We start from the raw sequence: 20,946 nt of genomic DNA on the forward strand, positions 1-20,946 counted from the left end.
GATTAAAATCATGAGCATTCAAGCCTTTTTAGAAAAAGTAAAACAAACTCCAACCCAAATAGCATTTCCTGAAACTATTGCAGTAATTGAGGAAAATTACAACTTTACTCCAACTGCTTTCCAAAACGGAACACAGCATAATGCAGCAGGAGAAAACTCAGGTTCTTGCAAATTATTTTCTTTCGCAAAATTGCAAAACTTGAGCAAAGACGAAACTTTAGCCTGTTTTGGAGCTTTTTATTTTGAAGAAGTTTTAGGAGATCCAAACGGAACAAACCATCAAAACATTAGAAACTTCATCAACTTAGGTTGGGATGGAATTCAGTTTGAAGGAAGTGCTTTGGAATTAAAATAAATTATTTAAGATTTTAGATTAACGATTTTTGATTTCAGATCTGAAAAATCAAATGATTTAAGATCATCTATAGCAAATCAAAAATCAGTAATCAACAATCAAAAATCTAAAATCACCAATGCGTTGGACATTAAAAACAAAACCTTCTGAAGATAAAATCAAACATTTGGCGCAAGCCTTAAATGTAGAAGATTTTGTAGCAACACTTTTGATTCAGCGTGGCATTGAAACTTTTGAAGATGCCAAGAATTTTTTTCGTCCTTCGTTAGAACATCTTCATGATCCGTTCTTGATGAAAGATATGGATAAAGCCGTTGCGAGAATCGAATTGGCAATTGAAAATCAGGAAAACATCTTGGTTTTTGGTGATTATGACGTCGACGGAACTACAGCCGTTTCATTGGTTTCGGCCTATTTAAAATCACATTATCCTAATATTGCGACCTATATTCCGGATCGTTATGCCGAAGGTTACGGAATTTCTTTTAAAGGAATTGACTTTGCTGATGATAATGGTTTTTCATTAATCATAGCGCTCGATTGTGGTATTAAATCTATTGATCATATCGCTTATGCGAAAGAAAAAAACATCGACTTTATCATTTGCGATCACCACAGGCCAGGAGAATTTCTTCCGGATGCAGTTGCGATTTTAGACCCAAAAAGAGAAGATTGTTCGTATCCTTATGATGAATTGTGCGGTTGCGGTGTTGGTTTTAAATTAATTCAGGCTTTAGGAACAAACAGAAACGAAACGATTGAAGATTTAATTCCGTATCTGGATTTAGTTGCAACGGCAATTGCGGCAGATATTGTGCCAATAACGGGCGAAAACAGAGTTTTGGCGTATTACGGATTACAAGTGATTAATTCAGATCCCAGACCGGGAATTAAAGCTTTGGTACATCAGGTAAAAAAGAAAACATTAGATATTACCGATGTTGTTTTTATCATTTCACCCCGAATAAATGCTGCCGGAAGAATTAAACATGGTAATCATGCCGTTGAATTATTGACGGAATTTAATTTTGAGCAAGCACAGCAATTCGCTTCAGAAATTGAACAATACAACTCAGATCGTAAAGATTTAGACAAACAAATTACCAAAGAGGCTTTTCAGCAAATTATCAAAAATAACGAAGAAGACCGATTTTCGACGGTTGTTTTTCAGGAAGATTGGCACAAAGGAGTAATCGGAATTGTGGCTTCAAGACTTATCGAAACTTATTATCGACCAACTTTAGTCTTTACCAAAAGTGGCGACAAATATGCTGCTTCTGCAAGATCTGTAAAAGGATTTGATGTTTATAATGCACTCGATGCTTGTTCTGAACATTTGGAACAATTTGGAGGACATATGTATGCAGCAGGAATGACATTGAAAGCCGAAAACTATGAAACGTTTAAAGACGCTTTTGAAAAACAAGTGCAGGAAACTATTTTACCCGAAATGCGAACTCCTGAAATTGAGGTCGATGCCGAAATAGACTTTACTGATATTACCCCAAAACTTATTCGGATTTTAAAACAATTCGAACCTTTTGGGCCTTTGAATATGACGCCTGTTTTTATGACCAAAAATGTAAAAGACACAGGTTACGCCAAAACTTTAGGAGCCGATGAAGAGCATTTAAGACTTTTCGTAAAGCAATATAATTCAGATGGAATTGCAGCTATAGGTTTTGGACTCGGAAAAAAGTTAGACATCACAAAAAATCAAAACCCTTTTCAGTTAGTTTATTCACTGGCTGAAAATGAGTGGAACGGAACGGTTTCGACTCAACTTATGTTAAAAGATATTAGAACAAATGAAAAATAAAACAAAGAAGCAAGATCCATATCAGGCGTTGCGTTATAGAGAATTTAATGTTTTTTTATTATTGCGTTTTGCTATGGTTTTTGCCTGGTCAATGCAATTTATCATAATCGAATGGGAAGTTTACAGTATAACCAAAAATCCGCTTTCGTTAGGAATTATTGGACTAATGGAAGTAATTCCTGCCGTTTCGATGGCTTTATTTGCCGGCCATATTGTCGATCAAAAGGAGAAAAAAGGATTATTGGTAAAATGTATTCTTGGATTTTCAGTAATCAGTTTCGGATTGTTTTTATTGACTTGGCCAAAAGTTGTTGGAGGCTGGTCTACTAATGCTATTTTGTATTCTATTTACTTTTTGGTTTTCCTTGGCGGATTGGTTCGTGCTTTTCTTGGGCCAACGATCTTCTCTCTTTTGTCTTTAATTGTTCCTAAAAAAGTATATCCAAACGCTGCGACATGGAGTAGCTCAGTTTGGCAAATTGGTGCAGTTTTAGGGCCTGCTGTTGCAGGTTTTTCAATCAATTTTATTGGAGTTCATTGGTCAATGTGTCTGGTTGTCGGGTTTTCTGTTTTTTCATTAATAGCATTATCGCAAATCGAGAAAAAACCAATATTGAATCCGAAAATTGGCGAACCGGTAATGGAGAGTTTAAAAGAAGGAATCAAATTTGTCTTTAATAATAAAACCATTTTAGGAGTACTTTCTCTGGATATGGTTGCGGTACTTTTTGGTGGTGCAGTCGCTTTATTGCCTGTTTTTGCACAAGATATTCTAAAAGTTGGTCCCGAAGGTTTCGGAGTTCTAAGAGCTGCGCCCGCAATTGGGGCTTTTATTACTATGTTAGTTTCGGCTTATGTTCCATTGTATGAAAAAGCGGGAATGAAACTTTTAGTTGCCATTTTCATCTTCGGATTATGTATCATATTGTTTGGAGTTTCGACTATTTTCTGGCTGTCTGTTGTTGCTTTATTTTTAAGCGGAGTTGCCGATGGAATTTCTGTAGTAATTCGCCAAACTATTCTACAACTTAAAACACCAGATCACATGCGTGGCCGTGTTGCAGCTGTAAATTCAATGTTCGTAGGTTCATCAAATGAATTAGGGGCTTTTGAAAGTGGCTTAACGGCTAAATTAATGGGAACTGTAACTTCAGTAGTTTTTGGAGGAAGTATGACACTTTTGACTGTTTTAGGTTTCGGAATCAAATCGCCTACATTTAGAAATTTAGATCTTCGAAAAGATATGGAAGATCATCAAAACATGGAGTAATGAGACAGTCGTTATTGTTTTTCTTTTTGTTGGTGTCTTTCATTACGAAAGGGCAAAATCTATACATTAAAACATACGGAAACGAAAAGGATAAAGCAGTGATTTTTATTCACGGTGGTCCAAGTGGAAATTCGACTTTGTTTGAAAGTACAACGGCTCAAAAACTGGCTAATCTTGGGTTTTATGTCCTTGTTTATGATAGGAGAGGTGAAGGAAGATCTGCAGATCCGGAGGCTAAGTTTACTTATGAAGAAGCTTTTCAGGATTTAAATGCGATTTACAAAGAATATCATTTAAGTAAAGCGATACTTTTAAGTCATAGTTTTGGAGGTTTGGTTGCAACTCTTTATACCGAAAAATATCCGCAGAATGTAAGTGCACTTGTTTTGGCAGGCGCTTTATTTTCGCAACAGGAAACCTATGATCATATTTTAAATTCTCTGACTAAAAAATATACTGAGAATCTAAATTCTGATGAACTTAAGAAAATAAGTTCTGTTGAAAAAATGGATAAAAAGTCAGCTGAATATAGAAAAGCCTGTTTTGATTTGGCTGGTGAAAATGGTTACTTCAAAATGCCAAACCCAACCGAGACATCAAAAAAGCTTTATGCCGATTATGAAGCGAGTAGCTTTTATAGAACCAATATTAGAAATAAAAATGCTCCGTTGCTTTTCTATAAAAATGAAAAGCAAAACAATATTGACAGCAGACCTGCTTTAAAGAAAATAAAAGCCAAAGGAGTTCCCGTTTTTGCTATTTACGGTAAAGAAGATGGAGTTTTTTCGACTGCACAAATTAATTCTATTAAAAGTTTAGTTGGTAAAAACCATTTTGCTTTATTAGACAATTGCTCACATTATTTGTTTGTAGATCAACAAAATGAATTTCTTTCTAATATGAAGAAATGGCTAAATTAAATGGATTCACCATATAAGTGATGTCAGTTCAATTAAGTTTTTTAGATCTTGCTAAAATGAACTTATATAAATTAAATGATAAATTATTTTTTGCAATACTTTATGAGTTTTTTATTTAGAATTAATATAAATAATATTTATATTTGTTGGAATAAAATGATTTACGATGAGAGAAATAGAGCAAATATATCATAACAACTTCGGAATAGCCTTTTACTGGAAAAAAGAAAATACAACTATATTAGACAAAGTACAGCTGGTATTTAAAGAAACTGGCTTTTATTTTACAGTGCAGGAATTAAATCATTTTTGCGATTTAATCGAAGATAGTATGATCGAAAATGCTTGTTGCGAAGCTTGTGAACTAAAATATTCTTGTCATAAATTCTTATTGAAAACCCCTTGCGCTTCTATAGATTTAGCCGTTTCAATGACCGAATTAAAATCGATTAAAGATTTGGTTGAAGGTTCTTTATTCCGAATTGATTTAGATGAATATATTTATGGAGTTGGCTTAAATTAATAAGCATTCTAAATGTTTTAACAATAATTTTTCATTATTGAAATGTATTTTGATTTTATTCAAAAAAAAGTATATTTACAGCAATGAAAAAATCACGTATTCTTTTTGCCATTGTTGTTCTGGCGGTTTTCTTAACAAACTGCACCAACAAATCTGACGATTATATTGATCCTCGCGGAACTGATTATGCGGGTTCAGAAAGTTGCATTCAATGTCATCAAGCCCAATTTGATTTAGCTTCACACAGTTCTCATTTTAAAGCAACTGCGCCTGCAAGTTTAGAAAATGTTCTGGGAAGTTTTAGTAAAGGAAATCACGTTTTTACCTATGACAAAAACACCAAACTGGTCATGGAAAAACGAAATGATAGTTTGTATCAGGTTTTGTACAAAGATGGAAAAGAAGTTGAAGCTCATCCTTATGATATTGTTTTTGGAGTAAAGCATGCGCAAACTGGTGCTTTCTGGAAGAATTATTATACGTATGAATTGCCAATATCTTATTATCATTCACTTAATAGCTGGGGAACCAGTCCTGGATATCCTACCGATAAACCCTTTTTTAACAGAGAAATAGCTAAAGAATGTTATGCTTGTCATAGTTCTAATATTGGAAGTAGATATATTACTACGACTTCGGATAAAGTAAATACAATGGCAATGGAAGCGGAAAGTTTCATGGATAAAAATACTTTGATCTACGGAATTGATTGTGAACGTTGCCACGGACCGGCAAAAGAACATGTAAAGACTCACTTGAAATTTCCTGATTTAAAAACAGCAAAAAATATAGTTTCGATTAAAGGACTCAGCAGACAACAAAGATTAGATGCATGCGCAATTTGTCATTCAGGAAATGATAAAATAAAGCTTAAATCCCGTTTTCAATTTAAACCCGGTGAAAGTCTTAATGATTATTTTAGAGCTACACCATCATCAAATGACAGTCTTCATTTTGATGTTCATGGTAACCAATTTGGTTTATTGGCGCAAAGTAAGTGTTTCCAGAAAAGCGAAGTTATGGATTGTATGACGTGCCATAATCCGCATGAAAATTCGCCGTCAAATTTAGCGACATATTCAAAAATATGTATGAGTTGTCATCAGGATTTAAAACACAATGAAACAACCTTAAAAACAATGTCAGGAAGTTTATTGGCTAATAATTGTGTAGAATGTCACATGCCGAAAAAGACCTCAAATGCTATTAGTTTTAAACTTTCGAACAATAAACAATTGTCGAATTATATTTTGAGAACGCACAAGATTGGAATTTATCCAACTAACAAAAAGTAATTATTGTTCGAATTTTTGAAGTTCAAAAGTTTCACCGTCAAAAACACCGTAAGTAAAATACCCAATCCAGTCGCCTAGATTTACGTATTTTGATTCTTCTCCTACAGGAATAATCATTGGTAAATGACGATGTCCGAAAATGAAATAATTGTAATGTTTGGTTTCGAGTTTACGTTTGGCATACAAAACAAGCCATTCGTTTTCTTCCCCTAAAAATTTCACATCTTCATCACCAGAAATCAGTTTGTTTTTGACAGATAAATATTGTGCTAAACTCACGCCGATATCAGGATGTAACCAACGGAAAAGCCATTTTGAAAACGGATTTGTAAATACCTTTTTCATTCGTTTATAGCCTTTATCTCCAGGACCTTTGCCATCTCCATGACCAATTAAGAAAGTTTTTCCGTTAAAGGTAAATTCTTTGTTATCATGATAAACCGGAATATTTAATTCAGTTTGAAAATAGTCATTCATCCAAAGATCATGATTCCCAACGAAAAAGTAAACCGGGATTCCGCTATCGCGAAGTTCTGCTAATTTACCCAGTACACGTACAAAACCTTTAGGTACAACGGTTTTGTATTCGAACCAAAAATCAAATAAGTCACCTAACAAAAAAATAGCTTCTGCATCTTCTTTTACGACATCTAGCCAAGCCACGAATTTTTGTTCACGAGGCAAACTCAATTCAGGAGTTGGAGCTCCAAAATGCTGATCAGAAGCGAAATATACTTTTTTCATTTAGATTATTAGATTGTTAGACTACTTAGAATTTTAGACTTTAACCGTATTGTCATCCTGAGCGAAGTCGAAGGATTGGAATTTGGAATTTTCTTTTAGTTATTATCAGAAGCATGCCATTCGGCAAACGAAGATTCTGTTTCTTGAAGTTTTAGTGAAAAAAGAGAGATTTCAGAAGGTAAACGTGCAATGATTCGGCTCGCGAAATCTACAACCATGTTTTCGCTTGTTGGTTGATAATCAACTAAAATTACGTGATGACCACGATTTTTTAATTCATTTGCCAATTCGACATGCGGAGTTGTTTCATTAAAAACCGTTGCGTGGTCAAACTGATCAACGATTTCTTCTTTTACAATTTTCTTTAGATCCGAAAAATCAATTACCATTCCGAATTTTACATTTGATCGGTCTGTAATTGGCGAACCAATAACCGTTACCGACAATTTATAACTGTGGCCGTGAACGTTTTTGCACTTCCCGTCATAGCCATATAAAGCATGACCGGTTTCGAAACTAAATTGTTTTGTAATTCTGATATTACTCATCGATTTGAATTTTAGGTTGCAAATTTACGAATTAATAACCGTTTTTATCTCTTTTTTTGGCACGGTTATACATCCAGTACGCAATTCCTACTAAAACGACAAATGGAAGAAAGGAACCTATCAAAACACCAATTTGATAACCACTGTCTGGAGCAGTCTTAAGTTTCTCGGCAACATCGACTTTTTGAAGTAATGAAATGATATACATGTTTACTATAAATAATAAAATATTGGAGTTTCTTTTTGTTTATTTTTTAAATTGTGTCAAAGCATTTCTGCTGAAATCAGATAAAACTAATTTTCCTGTAATTGCTGCACGTTCAAGAAGTAGTGTTTTCCAATGTGCTGTTCCTTCCCAGATAATTTTCTTCATTTCGAATAAAGCTTCCGGATTGTATGAACTTAGTTTTTTGGCAAATTTTTCGACTTCAATATCCAGTTGATCAACGTCGTGAAGTGATGCATAAAGTCCGTTTTGAAGTGCCCAGTTTGCTGATTTCCATTCATGCGCTGCAAGTGTCATTTCGGTCATTGCTGTTTTGCCAATTTTTCGGGTAACAGCGGGTTCGATTACAAAAGGCCCAATTCCGATAGCTAGTTCTGATAATTTTATAGCGCTTTCTGGTGTAGCCAAAACATAATCGCAAGCCGAAATAATACCAACGCCACCACCAACGGCTTTACCCTGTACGCGACCAATTATAATCTTAGAACAAATGCGCATTGCGTTTAGTAAATGCGCAAATCCTGAGAAAAATTCTTTTCCTTGTTCTTCATTTTCGACCGCCAAAAGTTCATCAAATGAGGCGCCTGAGCAAAAAGTTTTTGAGCCTTCACTTTGCAAAATAATAACTGAAATCGTTTCGTTTTTGCTTAATAAATTAATTTCGGCAGTTAAACGATCCAATAATTCGCGTGGAAAAGAATTGCTTGCCGGATGACCAAATTGTACTGTTGCAACAGCATTATCTAAAATGGTATATAAAGAACCGTTTTGATTTTCTGAACTCATAAAAAAAGATTTGATCGTAAAGTTACGATTTTGGTAACTATTTTTGATCGCAGGGATTTGAAAATTTGTTTTTTGAAAATTAATTGACTTTATTTGCTAACGCTTTGGGGGATTAGCTCATTTGGCTAGAGTATCCTGCTTGAAGCGGGAGGATGACCGTCTGGTTTTCATGAAGTGAATAAGAATATAAAAGGGGGATTAGCTCATTTGGCTAGAGTACTTGCCTGGCAGGCAAGGGGTGACCGGTTCGAATCCGGTATTCTCCACAAAAAAACCGTATTACTTAATTGTAATACGGTTTTTTTATTTTTGAAATTGCTTTTTAAACAATTGTTGATTTTACGCTTTAGCGAAAGATATAGTGTTTACAACCCTAAATCAAGGACATAAGAAATCTTAACTGCAATATTATTTTCAAATTTTAGCAACTGATTTGGGCCATAACGATAGAATCCGCCTAGTCCGAAACCTTTAAAGATTTTGTTTAATTCAATTCCGGATTCAAAGAAACCTTTGTCTAACGTTTTGTAAGTTGGGCCAACATGTTGTTCTGGATTTTCCATATTTCCCCATGCCATTCGGGTTACTAAAACCAATGATGGACGGACTTTTTTGAATATTGTAATTCGGTCAAAACCGTGTTTGATCTGGAAGAATATGTATTGACTGGAGAAAAATTCATTAAAAAACATGGTTTCAAAACTGTTTCGACCTGCAAAAGTAATACGCTGAACAATAGTTTCTTTTGTTAGGTTGTTAGGCATTGTGTTGTATAGGTGGGTAATTGGAACATCGCCAATTGCGTAACCTCCCTGCAGTAGTAAACTGGTTTTTTGACCGTTTAAGTATTTTTTTTCATATTCGGTTTTGAAATCGATTTTGCCAAAAGTAAAGTCGTTTTCTAAAACGTTGGGCAAAGATTGTGTGTACTGAAAGGTAAATCTAGGAAATCTTTTTTCAGATTCGTTTCTTCCCGTAGGTGTTTGCATGAAATCGCTAAAAGGCGCCCAAACAATCGAAACCATTGCCGTAGTCATGATGTAACTCGAATATAATTGTCCGTTGTAATTAAAAAGATAATCGAATTTTGGTTCAACATACGTTCGGGCTAATTCAAAAACAGCTTCGGTTTTGGGAATAATTTTAGTCTGGACATTGGCTTTCCAACTAATGTATTTATAGAAAGTACTAATGTTAATTGGCCGCGGATCGTAAATTTTAAAAACGCGTTTGTCAACCGCAAAAACGGTACTTGCAATCTCGCGAACATCATCTGTATAGGAACCGTTTAGCCAGGTATTGGTACTTTTGTCTAGCAAAACTCCAGATCCTAAACTATATTTAACTTCTCCATCTTTGGTTCCGTAAGCAGAGTATCCTTCGATTCTGAAGTTTTTAGAAAAACGATCATTCGTGATTCCGCCCAAACCAAGACGAAAACCTTCGTAATTATTGTAACTAATTATTTTTTTCAGATCTAAATCAACAGGGCCAATTGGGAAATAACCGTTGATGATTTTTCGTCCAAGACCTAAACGCTTTTCGATTCGTTTCTTTACAGAAAGACTGTCTAGTAATAAGTACGTTTTTTGGCTTTTCAGGTCTAAACTTTCTTTTCTGTAGGTATTCCAGAATTCTTCTGGTTTTTTACTTGCATCGTCCTTAATTTCGATATAAAGAGACGGGTTTTTTATTGGGCTGGTTGTGTTGTAATGAATATCGAAGTTGTTGCTTTCTGAAAGTAAATACGTAAAATCTGAAGCCGATTTTTTTCTCGGTTCAAAATTATCTTCAACATCTCCGTCAAACTGAATGGTTCCGCCTAAAATCTTAATATCATCGTCATTTTTCCCTTTTACGATTTTGAAAGTGGTATTGCTTTGAAACCAGATTTTTTCACTCGGGACATATTCAAATTCATGGATTCCGCTAATATCCAAAACGCCTTTTATTCGCATTACTGCTTTGGCGACAGCAAAATTTTCCTGATCAATATATAAAACACCTTCTAAACCAGATGATTTCCTTTTTTGTTTATTTTTAAAGTAAATCATGTAAGTTTCGCGTCCTTTTATGTTTACCGTGTCAAGTAATTTATAATTGTAAGTTGAAGTCGCGGTGTTTGAAATTGGGTTTTCATATTTGGATTCGAACAATTCATATTTTGAATCATAAATCGAAATTGATTGCAAATTGAAGGCAATAATTTCATAAATAGGCTGCTTGAAACCTGCAATTTTGGTTCCCAGAACAGTTTCTTTGAGTTTGTGATCTCCAAATTGATACTGAGAAACTTTCTCGGTTTGAAACAAATGCTGTTTGCTTATAATTTCTTTGAACTTATAATCTGAGGAATCAATGTTGATCTCTTTTTTATTGAAATCTTTATAAGCTGCAGAAGAATCAATTCGGCCATCGATAGAATCAGGATTGGCAGTTACAATCAGTTTATTGTATGTTTTATATTCAAAACTGTTGAGTCTTTTTTGAGGATTGTTTTTGTTTTTATTGGCAATAACCTTTTTTATAATGGTCAAAGCCGGATTCTCGTTAGAAACAACAACCTCTTTTAAATCATCTGTTTTTTGAGTAAGAGAAATCGAATAGAATTTTTTATTTGCGGTAACGGTAATAATTTTAGTTTGAAAACCAATGTATGAAACGGCAAAAGCGGTTGTTTTTTCGGCTATCTTAAAATCAAACTTTCCATCAACATCTGTAATTGTATTGTTGCTGTCTGAAGTTGTTATCGTAGCAAAAGGGAGCGGTTTGTTGTTTGAATCCGTTACAATTCCGTTTATTTGAAATTGCGCTTGAATACTAAGCGTAAAAAACAAAGTCAATAAACAGAATAGCTTCATAAAGAGAGTTATAGATTCAAAAACGTAAACAACATATTTTTGGTATGCAAAAATAAGAATAAAAAAATCCGTCTGGTACAATTTTAACCAAACGGATTCTTAATTTATTGTTTCAAAAATTAAACTTTCATTATTTCAGCTTCTTTTGCTGCTAATAATTCGTCAATTTTTCTGATATAGGTATTTGTTAGATTTTGAACTTGTTCTTCTGCAGATTTACAGATATCTTCTGAAGTTCCGTCTTTTTCTAATTTTTTGATATCAGTATTTGCATCTTTACGTACGTTACGAACACCAATTTTTGCATCTTCGGCTTCAGATTTTGCTTGTTTTGCCAAATCCTTACGACGTTCTTCTGTCAAAGGCGGAACGCTGATAATGATTACATCACCATTATTCATTGGATTAAAACCAATGTTTGCCACCATAATTGCTTTTTCGATAACCTGCAGCATGTTTTTTTCAAAAGGCTGTAATGTAATTGTTCTGGCGTCAGGAACACTAATTTTTGACACTTGCGAAAGCGGTGTTGCAGAACCGTAATAATCTACAAAAACGCTTCCTAGCATTGCCGGTGAAGCTTTTCCTGCACGAATGTTAAGAAATTCTTTCTCTAAATGCGCAATCGAACCGTTCATTGATTCTTCTGTACTATCTAATATAAATTCTATTTCTTCAGTCATTTTTTTTAGATTTTTAGATTTTTAGAAGATAGATTTTTAAAAATGCATTCCTCTAATTTACTAACTAATATAATTTTTGTTTTTGAATATTGTTTTTAAGCGATTGTAAATTTATAGAAATCTAATGATCTAAAAATCCAACAATCTAAGTACTTTAAATATTTACTACTGTTCCTATGTTTTCGCCTTCGCAGATTTTCAAAAGGTTACCAATTTTGTTCATATCAAAAACAACGATTGGCAATTTGTTTTCCTGACTAAGTGTAAAAGCAGTTGTATCCATCACGTTAAGTCCTTTTTTAAGAACATCATCAAACGAAATAAAATCGAATTTTACCGCCGAAGCATTTTTTTCAGGATCACAGTCGTAAACTCCATCAACACGTGTTCCTTTCAGGATCACATCAGCATTGATTTCGATTCCTCTTAAAACCGCTGCAGTATCAGTTGTGAAATATGGATTTCCGGTTCCGGCACCAAAGATTACAATTCTTCCTTTTTCAAGGTGACGATCTGCTCTTCTTTTAATATATGGTTCTGCAATAGATTCCATTTTTAAAGCAGTCTGTAAGCGCGTTTTCATTCCTTTGTCTTCAAGTGCGCCTTGTAAAGCCATTCCGTTAATTACGGTTGCAAGCATTCCCATATAATCGCCTTGTACTCTATCCATACCAGCACTTGCACCGGCAACGCCTCTAAAAATATTTCCTCCTCCAATAACAATAGCAATTTCTACTCCTTTACTGTGAATTTGCTTAATTTCTTCAGCATATTCGGCTAATCTTTTAGGGTCAATTCCGTATTGTAAATCACCCATTAAGGCTTCGCCGCTAAGTTTTAGAAGAATTCTTTTATATTTCATGTTTGTGTTGCGTTAATTTGTGCAAATATAGACATATTCTGATTTTTAAAAATAATGTTTACAAAAAATTAATTGCTCTTTTCTTTTTAAGGAAATAAAGCATTTATAATTTATTTCTGTTGAATCTGATAAATGTCATTCTCGCGTTTACTTTTAATTTGTAATTTTATCATACTCAAAACGAAACATGTATGAAAAGTATTGTAGCCAAGGCATTATTCCATAGTTATTCTTATACTGAATATCGAAAATTAGTTACCGATTTATTGTCAGAAGGAAAATCAACAGGAGATGAACAGTCTGAAGATTTAACTCGTTACACTAGTCTTAATGAAGCCAGAATGAATCGATTAGAGAAAACTATCAAGATTTCTGAAGCGGTAACAACAAAGCTGCAAAACTTAGACAATCATTATATTTGGCTGGTAATATCTGAAGGATGGTGCGGCGATGCGGCTCAGATACTTCCTATTATTGATAAAATGGCACATGAATCGAATAAAAAGATTGATCTTAGAATTGTATTGCGTGACCAAAATGATGATTTGATGAATAATTACTTAACGAATGGCGGAAGAGCGATCCCAAAAGTTATCGTGATTTGTAAAGAAGCAGGAATTGTTCGTGCCGATTGGGGGCCTCGACCAAAAGGAGCTACAGAATTAATGACAAACTATAAAAAGGAATTTGGTGTTATTGATGAGAAAATCAAAACCGATTTGCAATTATGGTATTTGGCTGATAAAGGTGTTTCTGTTCAGGAAGAATTAGTCGATATTATGGAAAATATTAAGTATAACCGGTTGTAGTTTTATATGATGAAAAAATCGGTAAAATGCTATATTTTTCGGGCAATTGACTGAAAATAAGAATTTTGACAGTAAAAAATGTATTAAAATATTTTTTTGTAGCCTAAATATTTTGTATCTTGCTCATGTAATCCCACTTCTATTATTTATTTCTGATTTACTCTTTTTATTGGTGTTTATTTAATGTTTAACAATTAAAAAATACACTATCATGAAAAAGTTATTCGACAAGTTTTACGATTTTATCTCAGGTTTATTGTTTGGTGGCAAAAATATACCTCATTATTAATTCCAAAAGGGATAAGTTATGGAATAAAACTACTTTGATTTAGAAGTTGGCACATTACTATTGTTTTATTTGTAATGTGCTTTTGTTTTTAGGTTAAGGCTGAGTTTATACTCGATTTAGAAACTGATTACAGTTACTCCAAGACTAATATTACCAACGTTTTTTTCGTCATGGAGCGGGAAATCATATTGTGCGGTTTCTATAAAAATAATAAAATCGTCAGATCCAATTCCGAGTCTTAATTTTCGGTATTCTCCGCTTAAGTCTCCTCGACCTAAAGCAAAACCCTTTCCGTATCCGGCTTGAATCATAATACGGGTTTCTGCACCTACTTTTGGATTCAATCCAAAATTGAGATATACAGGAACAGCAACAAGTTTATCGTACCATTTATAGTCAATTCCGCTATGGATTCCGAGAGTAATCCATTTTTTGTATTGAATTCCATAACCAATTTTTGCACCCAATCCGTCAGGAACAATCCATGCTCGATCCTCGTCAGGATAATTGGTGGTTTCATTCGTATCCGGATTTCCTGTTATAGAAGCAGAAATATCACATTGAAGATAAGTGAATTTTTTATTTTGTGACTGAACAGATGAATTTATAAAAAAGAGAAATGTAGAGACAAATAAAAAAAGCTTCATATTAAGGATTGATTTATTGCAGGCTTTCTTCGAACAATGTAATATCAATCGCATTTTTTACGTCATAATCTCCAATCTTAGTTCGGCGTAAAGCGGTTAAGTGAGATCCTGAATTCATCGCTTTTCCAAAATCAAAAGCAAGAGAGCGAATATAAGTTCCTTTACTGCAAACTACTCTAAAATCAATTTCAGGTAATGCAATTCGGGTAATTTCAAATTCGTGAATCGTTGTTTTTCTGCTTGCAATTTCTACCGTTTCTCCAGCACGTGCATGTTCGTACAAACGAACTCCGTCTTTTTTGATGGCCGAAAAAATAGGTGGTTTTTGATCGATTTCGCCTAAAAATTGTTTCACTGTTTCGTGAATCAAAGCTTCATCAATATGAGAAGTTGGAAAAGTCTCATCGATCTCCGTTTCTAAATCATACGATGGAGTAGTGGCGCCAATATAAAAAGTTCCGGTATATTCTTTTGCCTGACCTTGAAGCTCAGAAATTCTTTTGGTGAATTTTCCTGTACAAATTAATAATAAACCAGTCGCCAAAGGATCTAAAGTTCCGGCGTGACCAATTTTGAACTTTTTTGGAAGCCCAACTTTATTAATCAAAAGGTATTTTAATTTATTGACAGCTTGAAACGAACTCCATTTTAAAGGTTTGTCTATCAATAAAACTTGTCCGTCTAAATATTCTTCAGGTGTCATTATATAATCGTAAGGGGATGAATGAAAAAGTGAATCAATAATAAAATGATTCCTGCAATTATTCGGTAATAACCAAAAACTTTAAAACCATTTTTAGTCAGGAAACCTATAAAGCTTTTAATTGCTAAAAGTGCTACAATAAATGCCACGACGTTTCCGATAACTAATAAGTTAATTTGGTCGTGAGACAATTCAAATCCTGCCTTGTAATAGTCATAGCATTTTTTTACTGTTGCGCCCAACATTGTTGGAACAGCAAGAAAAAACGAAAATTCGGCAGCTGTTGTTCTTGATAATTTTTGAGACATACCACCAACAATACTTGCGCCACTTCGCGAAACTCCCGGAATCATTGCCAAACATTGAAATAATCCAATTTTAAAAGCCTGTAAGTAAGTGATTTCCTGAGTTGTTTCTGCTGTGTTTGGATTATTAAACCATTCGTCAACTTTTAATAAAATCAATCCTCCTATTAAAAGAGAAATTGCAACTGTAACCGGATTTTCTAATAAGCCATCGATAAAATCACTTAATAATAATCCAAAAACCACGGCCGGAATAAACGCAACCAAAAGTTTAAAGTAGAAATCAAGTGTTTGAAAAAAACGTTTAAAATATAAAACGACTACTGAAAGTATCGCACCAAGCTGAATAACAATTGTAAAAAGTTTGGTGAAATCGTCGTGTGCAATTCCGAAGAAAGAAGAGGCAATAATCATGTGTCCAGTTGAAGAAATAGGTAGAAATTCTGTAATTCCTTCAATTATGGCAAGAATGATAGCTTGTAATGTATTCATGTATTAGATTGTTAGATTTTTAGACTTTCTTAGACTTCTTAGATTTTCAGTAAAGATTAATCTAATAATCTAAAGATCTAAGAGGTCTAAGAAGTCTGAAAAAAAAGTCTATTTAGATTTTTTGAAAATAGAATAAATCGTGATTCCAAAACCAATTAAAACAGTTGTTGGAGCTAAACGAATACGTCTAAAGCTAAAAACATCTTCATTAAATACATTCGGATTATCACTTCCTCCACCAGACATTAGGATAAATCCTAAAGCGATAACACCAATTCCGATTAATAGAATTTTGTAATTTATACCATCAAAAAGAAATTCTTGTTTTTGTGGTTGTTCTGTATTGTTGTTGTCTTTCATTTTGTCATTGCGAGGAACGAAGCAATCTCACCCTCTTTTATAAGTTTATTTTAATCTTTAATTAATAAAGATCGTCAGTTCTTAAATTCAGGAAACGTTGTGTTGCAAAGTGTGTACTTACCCAAGTGATTAAAACACCTAAACCAAAAACGGCTAATAATACTAACCCAATTAAGGCCTTGTCTTCTAAAATTCCTAATCCAGGGAAATTAGTTTCTACATAAAGTAAAAGGGCAATTAAAGCAATAATTGCTAATCCTGCACCTAACATTCCTAGTTTTACACTACGCATTACAAAAGGCTTACGAATAAACGATTTTGTAGCACCTACCATTTGCATGGTTTTAATGATAAAACGATTGGAGTGAATAGATAAACGTAATGAACTGTTGATTAACAAAACTGCAATTACCGCAAGGAAACCGCTGATAATCAAAATCCACATACTTACTTTTTTGATGTTGTCATTTACCAGATTTACCAATTGTTTGTCATAAACAATATCTTCAATCATAGTATTTTGACGTAAAGTGCTTTCGATTTTAGAGATACTGTCTCTCTCAACATAATCAGCTTTTAGGTGAATATCGTATGAATTCAATAATGGATTTTCTCCCAAAAAGGTTAAGAAATCTTCTCCAATAATATCCGTATGTTCTTTTGCTGCTTTTTCTTTAGAAACATAAGCATAAGATCTTGCGAAAGGCGCCCTTTTCAATTCGGTGTTGAATGCTTTTATTACACTATCGTTGGCTTCATTTTTAAAGAAAACCGTCATTGCGATTTTTTCTTTAAAATCATTGGCCAGTTTTTTAGAATTGATAATGAATAATCCCAGTACTCCCAAAAGGAATAATACCAGGAAAACACTTAATACAACCGAAAAATAAGAGGAAATTAACCTGCGTTTTTGAAATTTATCAAAGTTAGAACTCATAGTTTGCTTAAATTATGTGGTAAAAATAATAAAGTATTTCTTTATTTAAAGTTAATAACGATCAAACTTTTAACTTTCGTGTAATAAATATACGATTAGATAATTAATTGGAAAGCTTATTTAACCGCAAAGTACGCCAAGTTTTGCGCAAAGTACGCAAGGTTGTTTTTATTTAATCTCGCAATCCCGAAGTTTCGGGAGCGAAGTTGCAAAGTTTATTTCTCTTTGTGTGATTTGATCGTGTGCATACTCCAGCGGTTGAAACCGCTAGCTGTGCTTCACTATCGCTTTTTTACTTGTTTTTTCATTATTGCCCGAGGTTTTAACTTTGTGATGCGCATTTATGACTGTCAGATTAAAAAGTTAGCAACTTAGAATCTTAGTTTCTCAGAACCTTAAAAAGTTTCCCAAACCAACGATAGATAATATAATCCGCCAATTGATGGCCCGCCAAGAATTGAAGTATAGGGTTTATTGAGAATGTTGGTTCCTCCTAATTTAGTTGTCAAACCTGTTTTTTTGAAATTATAATTCACTTGTGCGTCCATTGACCAGTAAGCTGGAACAGTTCCTGAGACTAAGAAAGAAACATAATCAAAGTTGTTTTGATATCTCGCCGTTGCGCTTGCGCCAAGATTTCGCCAGATATTTTGTACCATTAAAGTTCCGTTTACATTAAATTCGGGAGTGTTGAAGCCATCTTCGAGACCATCTTTATCGTCAGTTCGATCGAGTTTGGTATAGGTAAGATTGGTCAGAGCAGTAAAAGTTTTATCGATTCGATATTTTAAACCTAAACTTCCACCATAATTATAGATTTTACTTTTAGAATTGGTCCAAAGACGATATCTATTTTGAGTGTTTTTTGAATACAATGCCGTCGGAATCTTTGCAGGATCAGTTGTATTTGGAATACTTGCTTCAACCTGAGCGATGAAATTTTTATATGAGTTGTAATAAAAATCAACATCAATAAAAAGATTTCTGTTTAAGGCCATTCCTCTAAAACCAAACTCAAAGGATTTTACAAATTCGGGCTCTAAATAGGTGTACGGGTTTTTCTGAATTGTGTTTTTATTCTTTTCAATAGCTTGTGCCTGAGTTAAACCATTTGTATTTACGTCAGTATTAACTTGGGCTTGAAATTTATCAATTGAAGCTTTGGTAAATGAATTTTCGAAAATCCCGTCTGACATGATTCGCAATCCGCCAACACGTTTTACACCTCCGGAATTTACATTCGAAAAACCTTCGAAAATACTCGGAAAACGATAACCGGTTTGATACGATGCTCTAAAATTAATGGTTTCTTTTGGAGAATAAACGGCTGTAAACTGTGGAGTGGATTTAGTGTCAAAATAATCGGCTTTGTCCATTCTTATGGTGGCACCCAATCGCAGTTTTTCTTTGAAGAAATCTTTCGTTAACTGCGTAAAAGCGCCATGTTTTTGATAGGTTAAGTTTTCAGTAGCATTTACCGGATTGATAAAATAGTTTCCGTCAGGAACAATAATGTAGTTTCTGTAATCAAAACCGCTTAATAATTTGGTTTCAATTTTTTCAAAGAAACTCGAAAAAGCTTTATCCCAATTAATCAAGCCTTCGCCATGAACCAAAGTCGATTTTACGCGTAAAGCGGCGCCAATGTCCCAATTGTTGATATTGACTAATTCATTTTTCTTTTCTTCATAAGCTGCTGTTCCTGGTTCAAAACGTCCTTGATCAGATGAAGTTCTGGCTATTCTATGTGCATCGGCAACAGAAGCTCCGTTTGTTATTGCGTTTTTGTAAGCCGTCGAATAATCTGCAAACCATTTGTCATCAGATTTATAAGCCCGATCCATGTTTTCGGCAAGGGAACGCATATTGTATGAATCTCCAGTGTTCTCGGTAGTTGCGTAAGCTTTCACTTGAAAAATAGGCATGTGATAATCAACTGAAAATTGATTTAAAGTATAATTGTCTAATCTAAATCGGTTCGAACGTTGATAAATTGTATTGATTAATGCTGTTTTATAGGTTACGGCTAGTTCATTTCCTTGTTTTGGACGGAAATAAAAACCAACATCAGCTTTGTAGTTTTTAATGTCATAATCAGAAATGTCCGTTTCGCGATATCCCGTTCTGGCAACGACATAATTTTTACCATTAAGATTTAAAGTTTTTCTATTTGCCGATTCGTTTCCGTAACCGTTAACTTCGTCATAAGCGGGATTATCGGCACCGAATAAATTTGTCGAAGCATTTGCATTTGGAGCTAAATCAGTTCTATCGTCAGCAACCCAATCTGTTCCTCCGGTTGTAGAAGCATTTATTTTGAAAGCCAGTTTCTCATTGAAAGCTTTTGCAATACGCAAATTAAATTGCGAATACAATTTCGGCGAAAAGCGATCATTATTTCCAATGTGATTTACGCCGGTCAATTGCTGAATACTGATGCCCTGATATTCAAAAGGATTTTTAGTCTGAATATTTGCCAGACCATTAATAGCGTTCATTCCGTATAAAGCTGCGGCAGTTCCCGGAATAATTTCGATTTTATCGATGTCGAGATCATTCGCGCCAAGCGCATTTGCAATTGGAGCACCAAGATGTGGCGCCTGATTATCGATTCCGTCTACTAATTGTGCAAATCTAACATTGGTCGAATTGGCAAAACCTCTTGTGTTAATAACCTTAAAACCCAAACTTGGTGTTATAATCTGAACACCTTTTACATTTTCAAGGGCTTCATAAATACTTGGCGAACCCATTTTTTTGGCTTCCGCCGATTTCAATTGTTCAATACTAATCGGAGATTGCATAATGTTTTCGGAACGGCGAGAAGCTGTAACTACAATTTCGTTTAGTTCCTCGCCTTTGATACTATCTTGAGTTGTTTTGGATTTTTGGATTTGAGAAAAGCTTTTCAGGCTGATAAAAAATAGAAATAAGTATAGATTTAATTTCATAATCTGGATTTGGTTTTCAGTATGTTTTAAAATGAATACTGACGGTTAAAAAAAATGGTTTTGGTTGTTTGGTTTTTTAATCAATGATAAAATGGTTTTAAAATTTTAAATTTTGGGTTTCTTTCAAAGCAAAATCTTTAATGCGTTTTTCGACTTCATAAAAAACAATGATAGCTTTTTCTCCGGCTTCAGTTAGTCTTGCGCCACCGCCGCCTTTTCCTCCAAGAAGTTTTTCAACTAAAGGAGATTCAGCGCGCTGATTCATTTCTTCAACTAACTGCCAGGCTTGACGATATGCCATTTTCATTTCTTTAGCAGCGTTTGTTATAGATCCCGTTTTTCGAATATTTTCCAATAGCCAGATTTTTCCAATTCCAAGAAAAGGACCTTCAGTTTCTTCAATCCAAAGACGAACTTCAATAGAATATTTTTTGTTATTATCCATTTGATTCTTTTAATGATCTTGTAAAAAAAGGTATTGTAATGTAATATTTATTCTTTCTTTGTGCTGGACTGAAGTCCAGCTCTACAATATTGATTGTTCCTTTGGAACTTTTATAT

Annotated in this window: 21 protein-coding genes and 1 tRNA gene; 8 read left to right on the forward strand and 14 right to left on the reverse strand. The window is 34.0% G+C overall.

Annotated features, from left to right (window positions below; genetic code table 11):
* Positions 1 to 10: 10 nt before the first annotated feature.
* From LPB88_RS10775 to LPB88_RS10800, 6 genes are all read left to right on the forward strand, one after another.
* Positions 11 to 355 carry a HopJ type III effector protein gene (locus LPB88_RS10775; protein ID WP_230715349.1) on the forward strand — a complete coding sequence of 115 codons (345 nt, stop codon included), beginning with the start codon at positions 11 to 13 and terminating at the stop codon, positions 353 to 355.
* Between the two features lie 118 nt (positions 356 to 473).
* Positions 474 to 2,174 (forward strand): single-stranded-DNA-specific exonuclease RecJ, encoded by a 1,701-nt coding sequence (gene recJ / locus LPB88_RS10780; protein ID WP_230715350.1) that lies wholly within the window; start codon positions 474 to 476, stop codon positions 2,172 to 2,174.
* Positions 2,164 to 3,444 (forward strand): MFS transporter, encoded by a 1,281-nt coding sequence (locus LPB88_RS10785; RefSeq protein ID WP_230715351.1) that lies wholly within the window; start codon positions 2,164 to 2,166, stop codon positions 3,442 to 3,444. The genes recJ and LPB88_RS10785 overlap by 11 nt, the downstream gene beginning before the upstream one ends.
* Positions 3,444 to 4,364: an alpha/beta fold hydrolase gene (locus LPB88_RS10790; RefSeq protein WP_230715352.1), complete on the forward strand. Its 921-nt coding sequence runs from the start codon at positions 3,444 to 3,446 to the stop codon at positions 4,362 to 4,364. The genes LPB88_RS10785 and LPB88_RS10790 overlap by 1 nt, the downstream gene beginning before the upstream one ends.
* A gap of 166 nt (positions 4,365 to 4,530) precedes the next feature.
* Complete coding sequence (locus LPB88_RS10795; protein WP_230715353.1) at positions 4,531 to 4,887, forward strand: hypothetical protein; 357 nt, start codon at positions 4,531 to 4,533, stop codon at positions 4,885 to 4,887.
* An 83-nt stretch (positions 4,888 to 4,970) separates the two neighbouring features.
* Positions 4,971 to 6,182 carry a cytochrome c3 family protein gene (locus tag LPB88_RS10800; protein WP_230715355.1) on the forward strand — a complete coding sequence of 404 codons (1,212 nt, stop codon included), beginning with the start codon at positions 4,971 to 4,973 and terminating at the stop codon, positions 6,180 to 6,182.
* On the opposite strand, the gene LPB88_RS10805 is transcribed toward LPB88_RS10800, so the two are convergent.
* The 4 genes from LPB88_RS10805 to LPB88_RS10820 form a co-directional block, all read right to left on the reverse strand.
* On the reverse strand, positions 6,183 to 6,926 hold the full coding sequence (locus LPB88_RS10805; RefSeq protein ID WP_230715357.1) for a UDP-2,3-diacylglucosamine diphosphatase: 744 nt from the start codon (positions 6,924 to 6,926) through the stop codon (positions 6,183 to 6,185).
* A 95-nt stretch (positions 6,927 to 7,021) separates the two neighbouring features.
* Positions 7,022 to 7,474, reverse strand: a complete 453-nt coding sequence (locus LPB88_RS10810; protein WP_230715359.1) for a 6-carboxytetrahydropterin synthase — start codon at positions 7,472 to 7,474, stop codon at positions 7,022 to 7,024.
* A gap of 31 nt (positions 7,475 to 7,505) precedes the next feature.
* Positions 7,506 to 7,682 (reverse strand): hypothetical protein, encoded by a 177-nt coding sequence (locus LPB88_RS10815; RefSeq protein ID WP_230715361.1) that lies wholly within the window; start codon positions 7,680 to 7,682, stop codon positions 7,506 to 7,508.
* Between the two features lie 39 nt (positions 7,683 to 7,721).
* Positions 7,722 to 8,486 carry an enoyl-CoA hydratase/isomerase family protein gene (locus LPB88_RS10820; RefSeq protein WP_230715363.1) on the reverse strand — a complete coding sequence of 255 codons (765 nt, stop codon included), beginning with the start codon at positions 8,484 to 8,486 and terminating at the stop codon, positions 7,722 to 7,724.
* Positions 8,487 to 8,678: 192 nt separating this feature from the next.
* Between LPB88_RS10820 and LPB88_RS10825 the strand changes: the two genes are divergently transcribed.
* Positions 8,679 to 8,752, forward strand: a tRNA-Ala gene (locus tag LPB88_RS10825).
* Between the two features lie 99 nt (positions 8,753 to 8,851).
* On the opposite strand, the gene LPB88_RS10830 is transcribed toward LPB88_RS10825, so the two are convergent.
* The 3 genes from LPB88_RS10830 to pyrH all read right to left on the reverse strand — a co-directional run bounded on the left by LPB88_RS10830 (position 8,852) and on the right by pyrH (position 12,892).
* Positions 8,852 to 11,347: a DUF5686 family protein gene (locus tag LPB88_RS10830; protein ID WP_230715365.1), complete on the reverse strand. Its 2,496-nt coding sequence runs from the start codon at positions 11,345 to 11,347 to the stop codon at positions 8,852 to 8,854.
* A gap of 119 nt (positions 11,348 to 11,466) precedes the next feature.
* On the reverse strand, positions 11,467 to 12,030 hold the full coding sequence (gene frr, locus LPB88_RS10835; protein ID WP_230715366.1) for a ribosome recycling factor: 564 nt from the start codon (positions 12,028 to 12,030) through the stop codon (positions 11,467 to 11,469).
* Positions 12,031 to 12,184: 154 nt separating this feature from the next.
* Positions 12,185 to 12,892, reverse strand: a complete 708-nt coding sequence (gene pyrH / locus LPB88_RS10840; RefSeq protein ID WP_026983543.1) for a UMP kinase — start codon at positions 12,890 to 12,892, stop codon at positions 12,185 to 12,187.
* Between the two features lie 191 nt (positions 12,893 to 13,083).
* Between pyrH and LPB88_RS10845 the strand changes: the two genes are divergently transcribed.
* On the forward strand, positions 13,084 to 13,701 hold the full coding sequence (locus tag LPB88_RS10845; RefSeq protein WP_230715368.1) for a thioredoxin family protein: 618 nt from the start codon (positions 13,084 to 13,086) through the stop codon (positions 13,699 to 13,701).
* 405 nt (positions 13,702 to 14,106) lie between these two features.
* On the opposite strand, the gene LPB88_RS10850 is transcribed toward LPB88_RS10845, so the two are convergent.
* The 7 genes from LPB88_RS10850 to LPB88_RS10880 form a co-directional block, all read right to left on the reverse strand.
* Positions 14,107 to 14,637, reverse strand: a complete 531-nt coding sequence (locus LPB88_RS10850; protein ID WP_230715370.1) for a hypothetical protein — start codon at positions 14,635 to 14,637, stop codon at positions 14,107 to 14,109.
* Positions 14,638 to 14,650: 13 nt separating this feature from the next.
* Positions 14,651 to 15,340 carry a tRNA pseudouridine(55) synthase TruB gene (truB, locus tag LPB88_RS10855; RefSeq protein ID WP_230715372.1) on the reverse strand — a complete coding sequence of 230 codons (690 nt, stop codon included), beginning with the start codon at positions 15,338 to 15,340 and terminating at the stop codon, positions 14,651 to 14,653.
* Positions 15,340 to 16,137 (reverse strand): undecaprenyl-diphosphate phosphatase, encoded by a 798-nt coding sequence (locus LPB88_RS10860; protein WP_230715374.1) that lies wholly within the window; start codon positions 16,135 to 16,137, stop codon positions 15,340 to 15,342. The genes truB and LPB88_RS10860 overlap by 1 nt, the downstream gene beginning before the upstream one ends.
* A 108-nt stretch (positions 16,138 to 16,245) precedes the next feature.
* Positions 16,246 to 16,497, reverse strand: coding sequence for a DUF3098 domain-containing protein (locus LPB88_RS10865; protein WP_230715375.1), 252 nt, complete (start codon positions 16,495 to 16,497; stop codon positions 16,246 to 16,248).
* A 61-nt stretch (positions 16,498 to 16,558) separates the two neighbouring features.
* Positions 16,559 to 17,434, reverse strand: coding sequence for an ABC transporter permease (locus LPB88_RS10870; protein WP_230715377.1), 876 nt, complete (start codon positions 17,432 to 17,434; stop codon positions 16,559 to 16,561).
* Positions 17,435 to 17,829: 395 nt separating this feature from the next.
* Positions 17,830 to 20,385: a TonB-dependent receptor gene (locus LPB88_RS10875; RefSeq protein ID WP_230715379.1), complete on the reverse strand. Its 2,556-nt coding sequence runs from the start codon at positions 20,383 to 20,385 to the stop codon at positions 17,830 to 17,832.
* A gap of 97 nt (positions 20,386 to 20,482) precedes the next feature.
* The gene (locus LPB88_RS10880; RefSeq protein WP_230715381.1) at positions 20,483 to 20,830 is read right to left on the reverse strand and encodes a winged helix-turn-helix domain-containing protein; all 348 of its coding nucleotides are present in this window, start codon (positions 20,828 to 20,830) and stop codon (positions 20,483 to 20,485) included.
* Between the last annotated feature and the right edge of the window lie 116 nt (positions 20,831 to 20,946).

Source organism: Flavobacterium sp. JAS (genome assembly GCF_020991455.1).
GTDB lineage: Bacteria > Bacteroidota > Bacteroidia > Flavobacteriales > Flavobacteriaceae > Flavobacterium.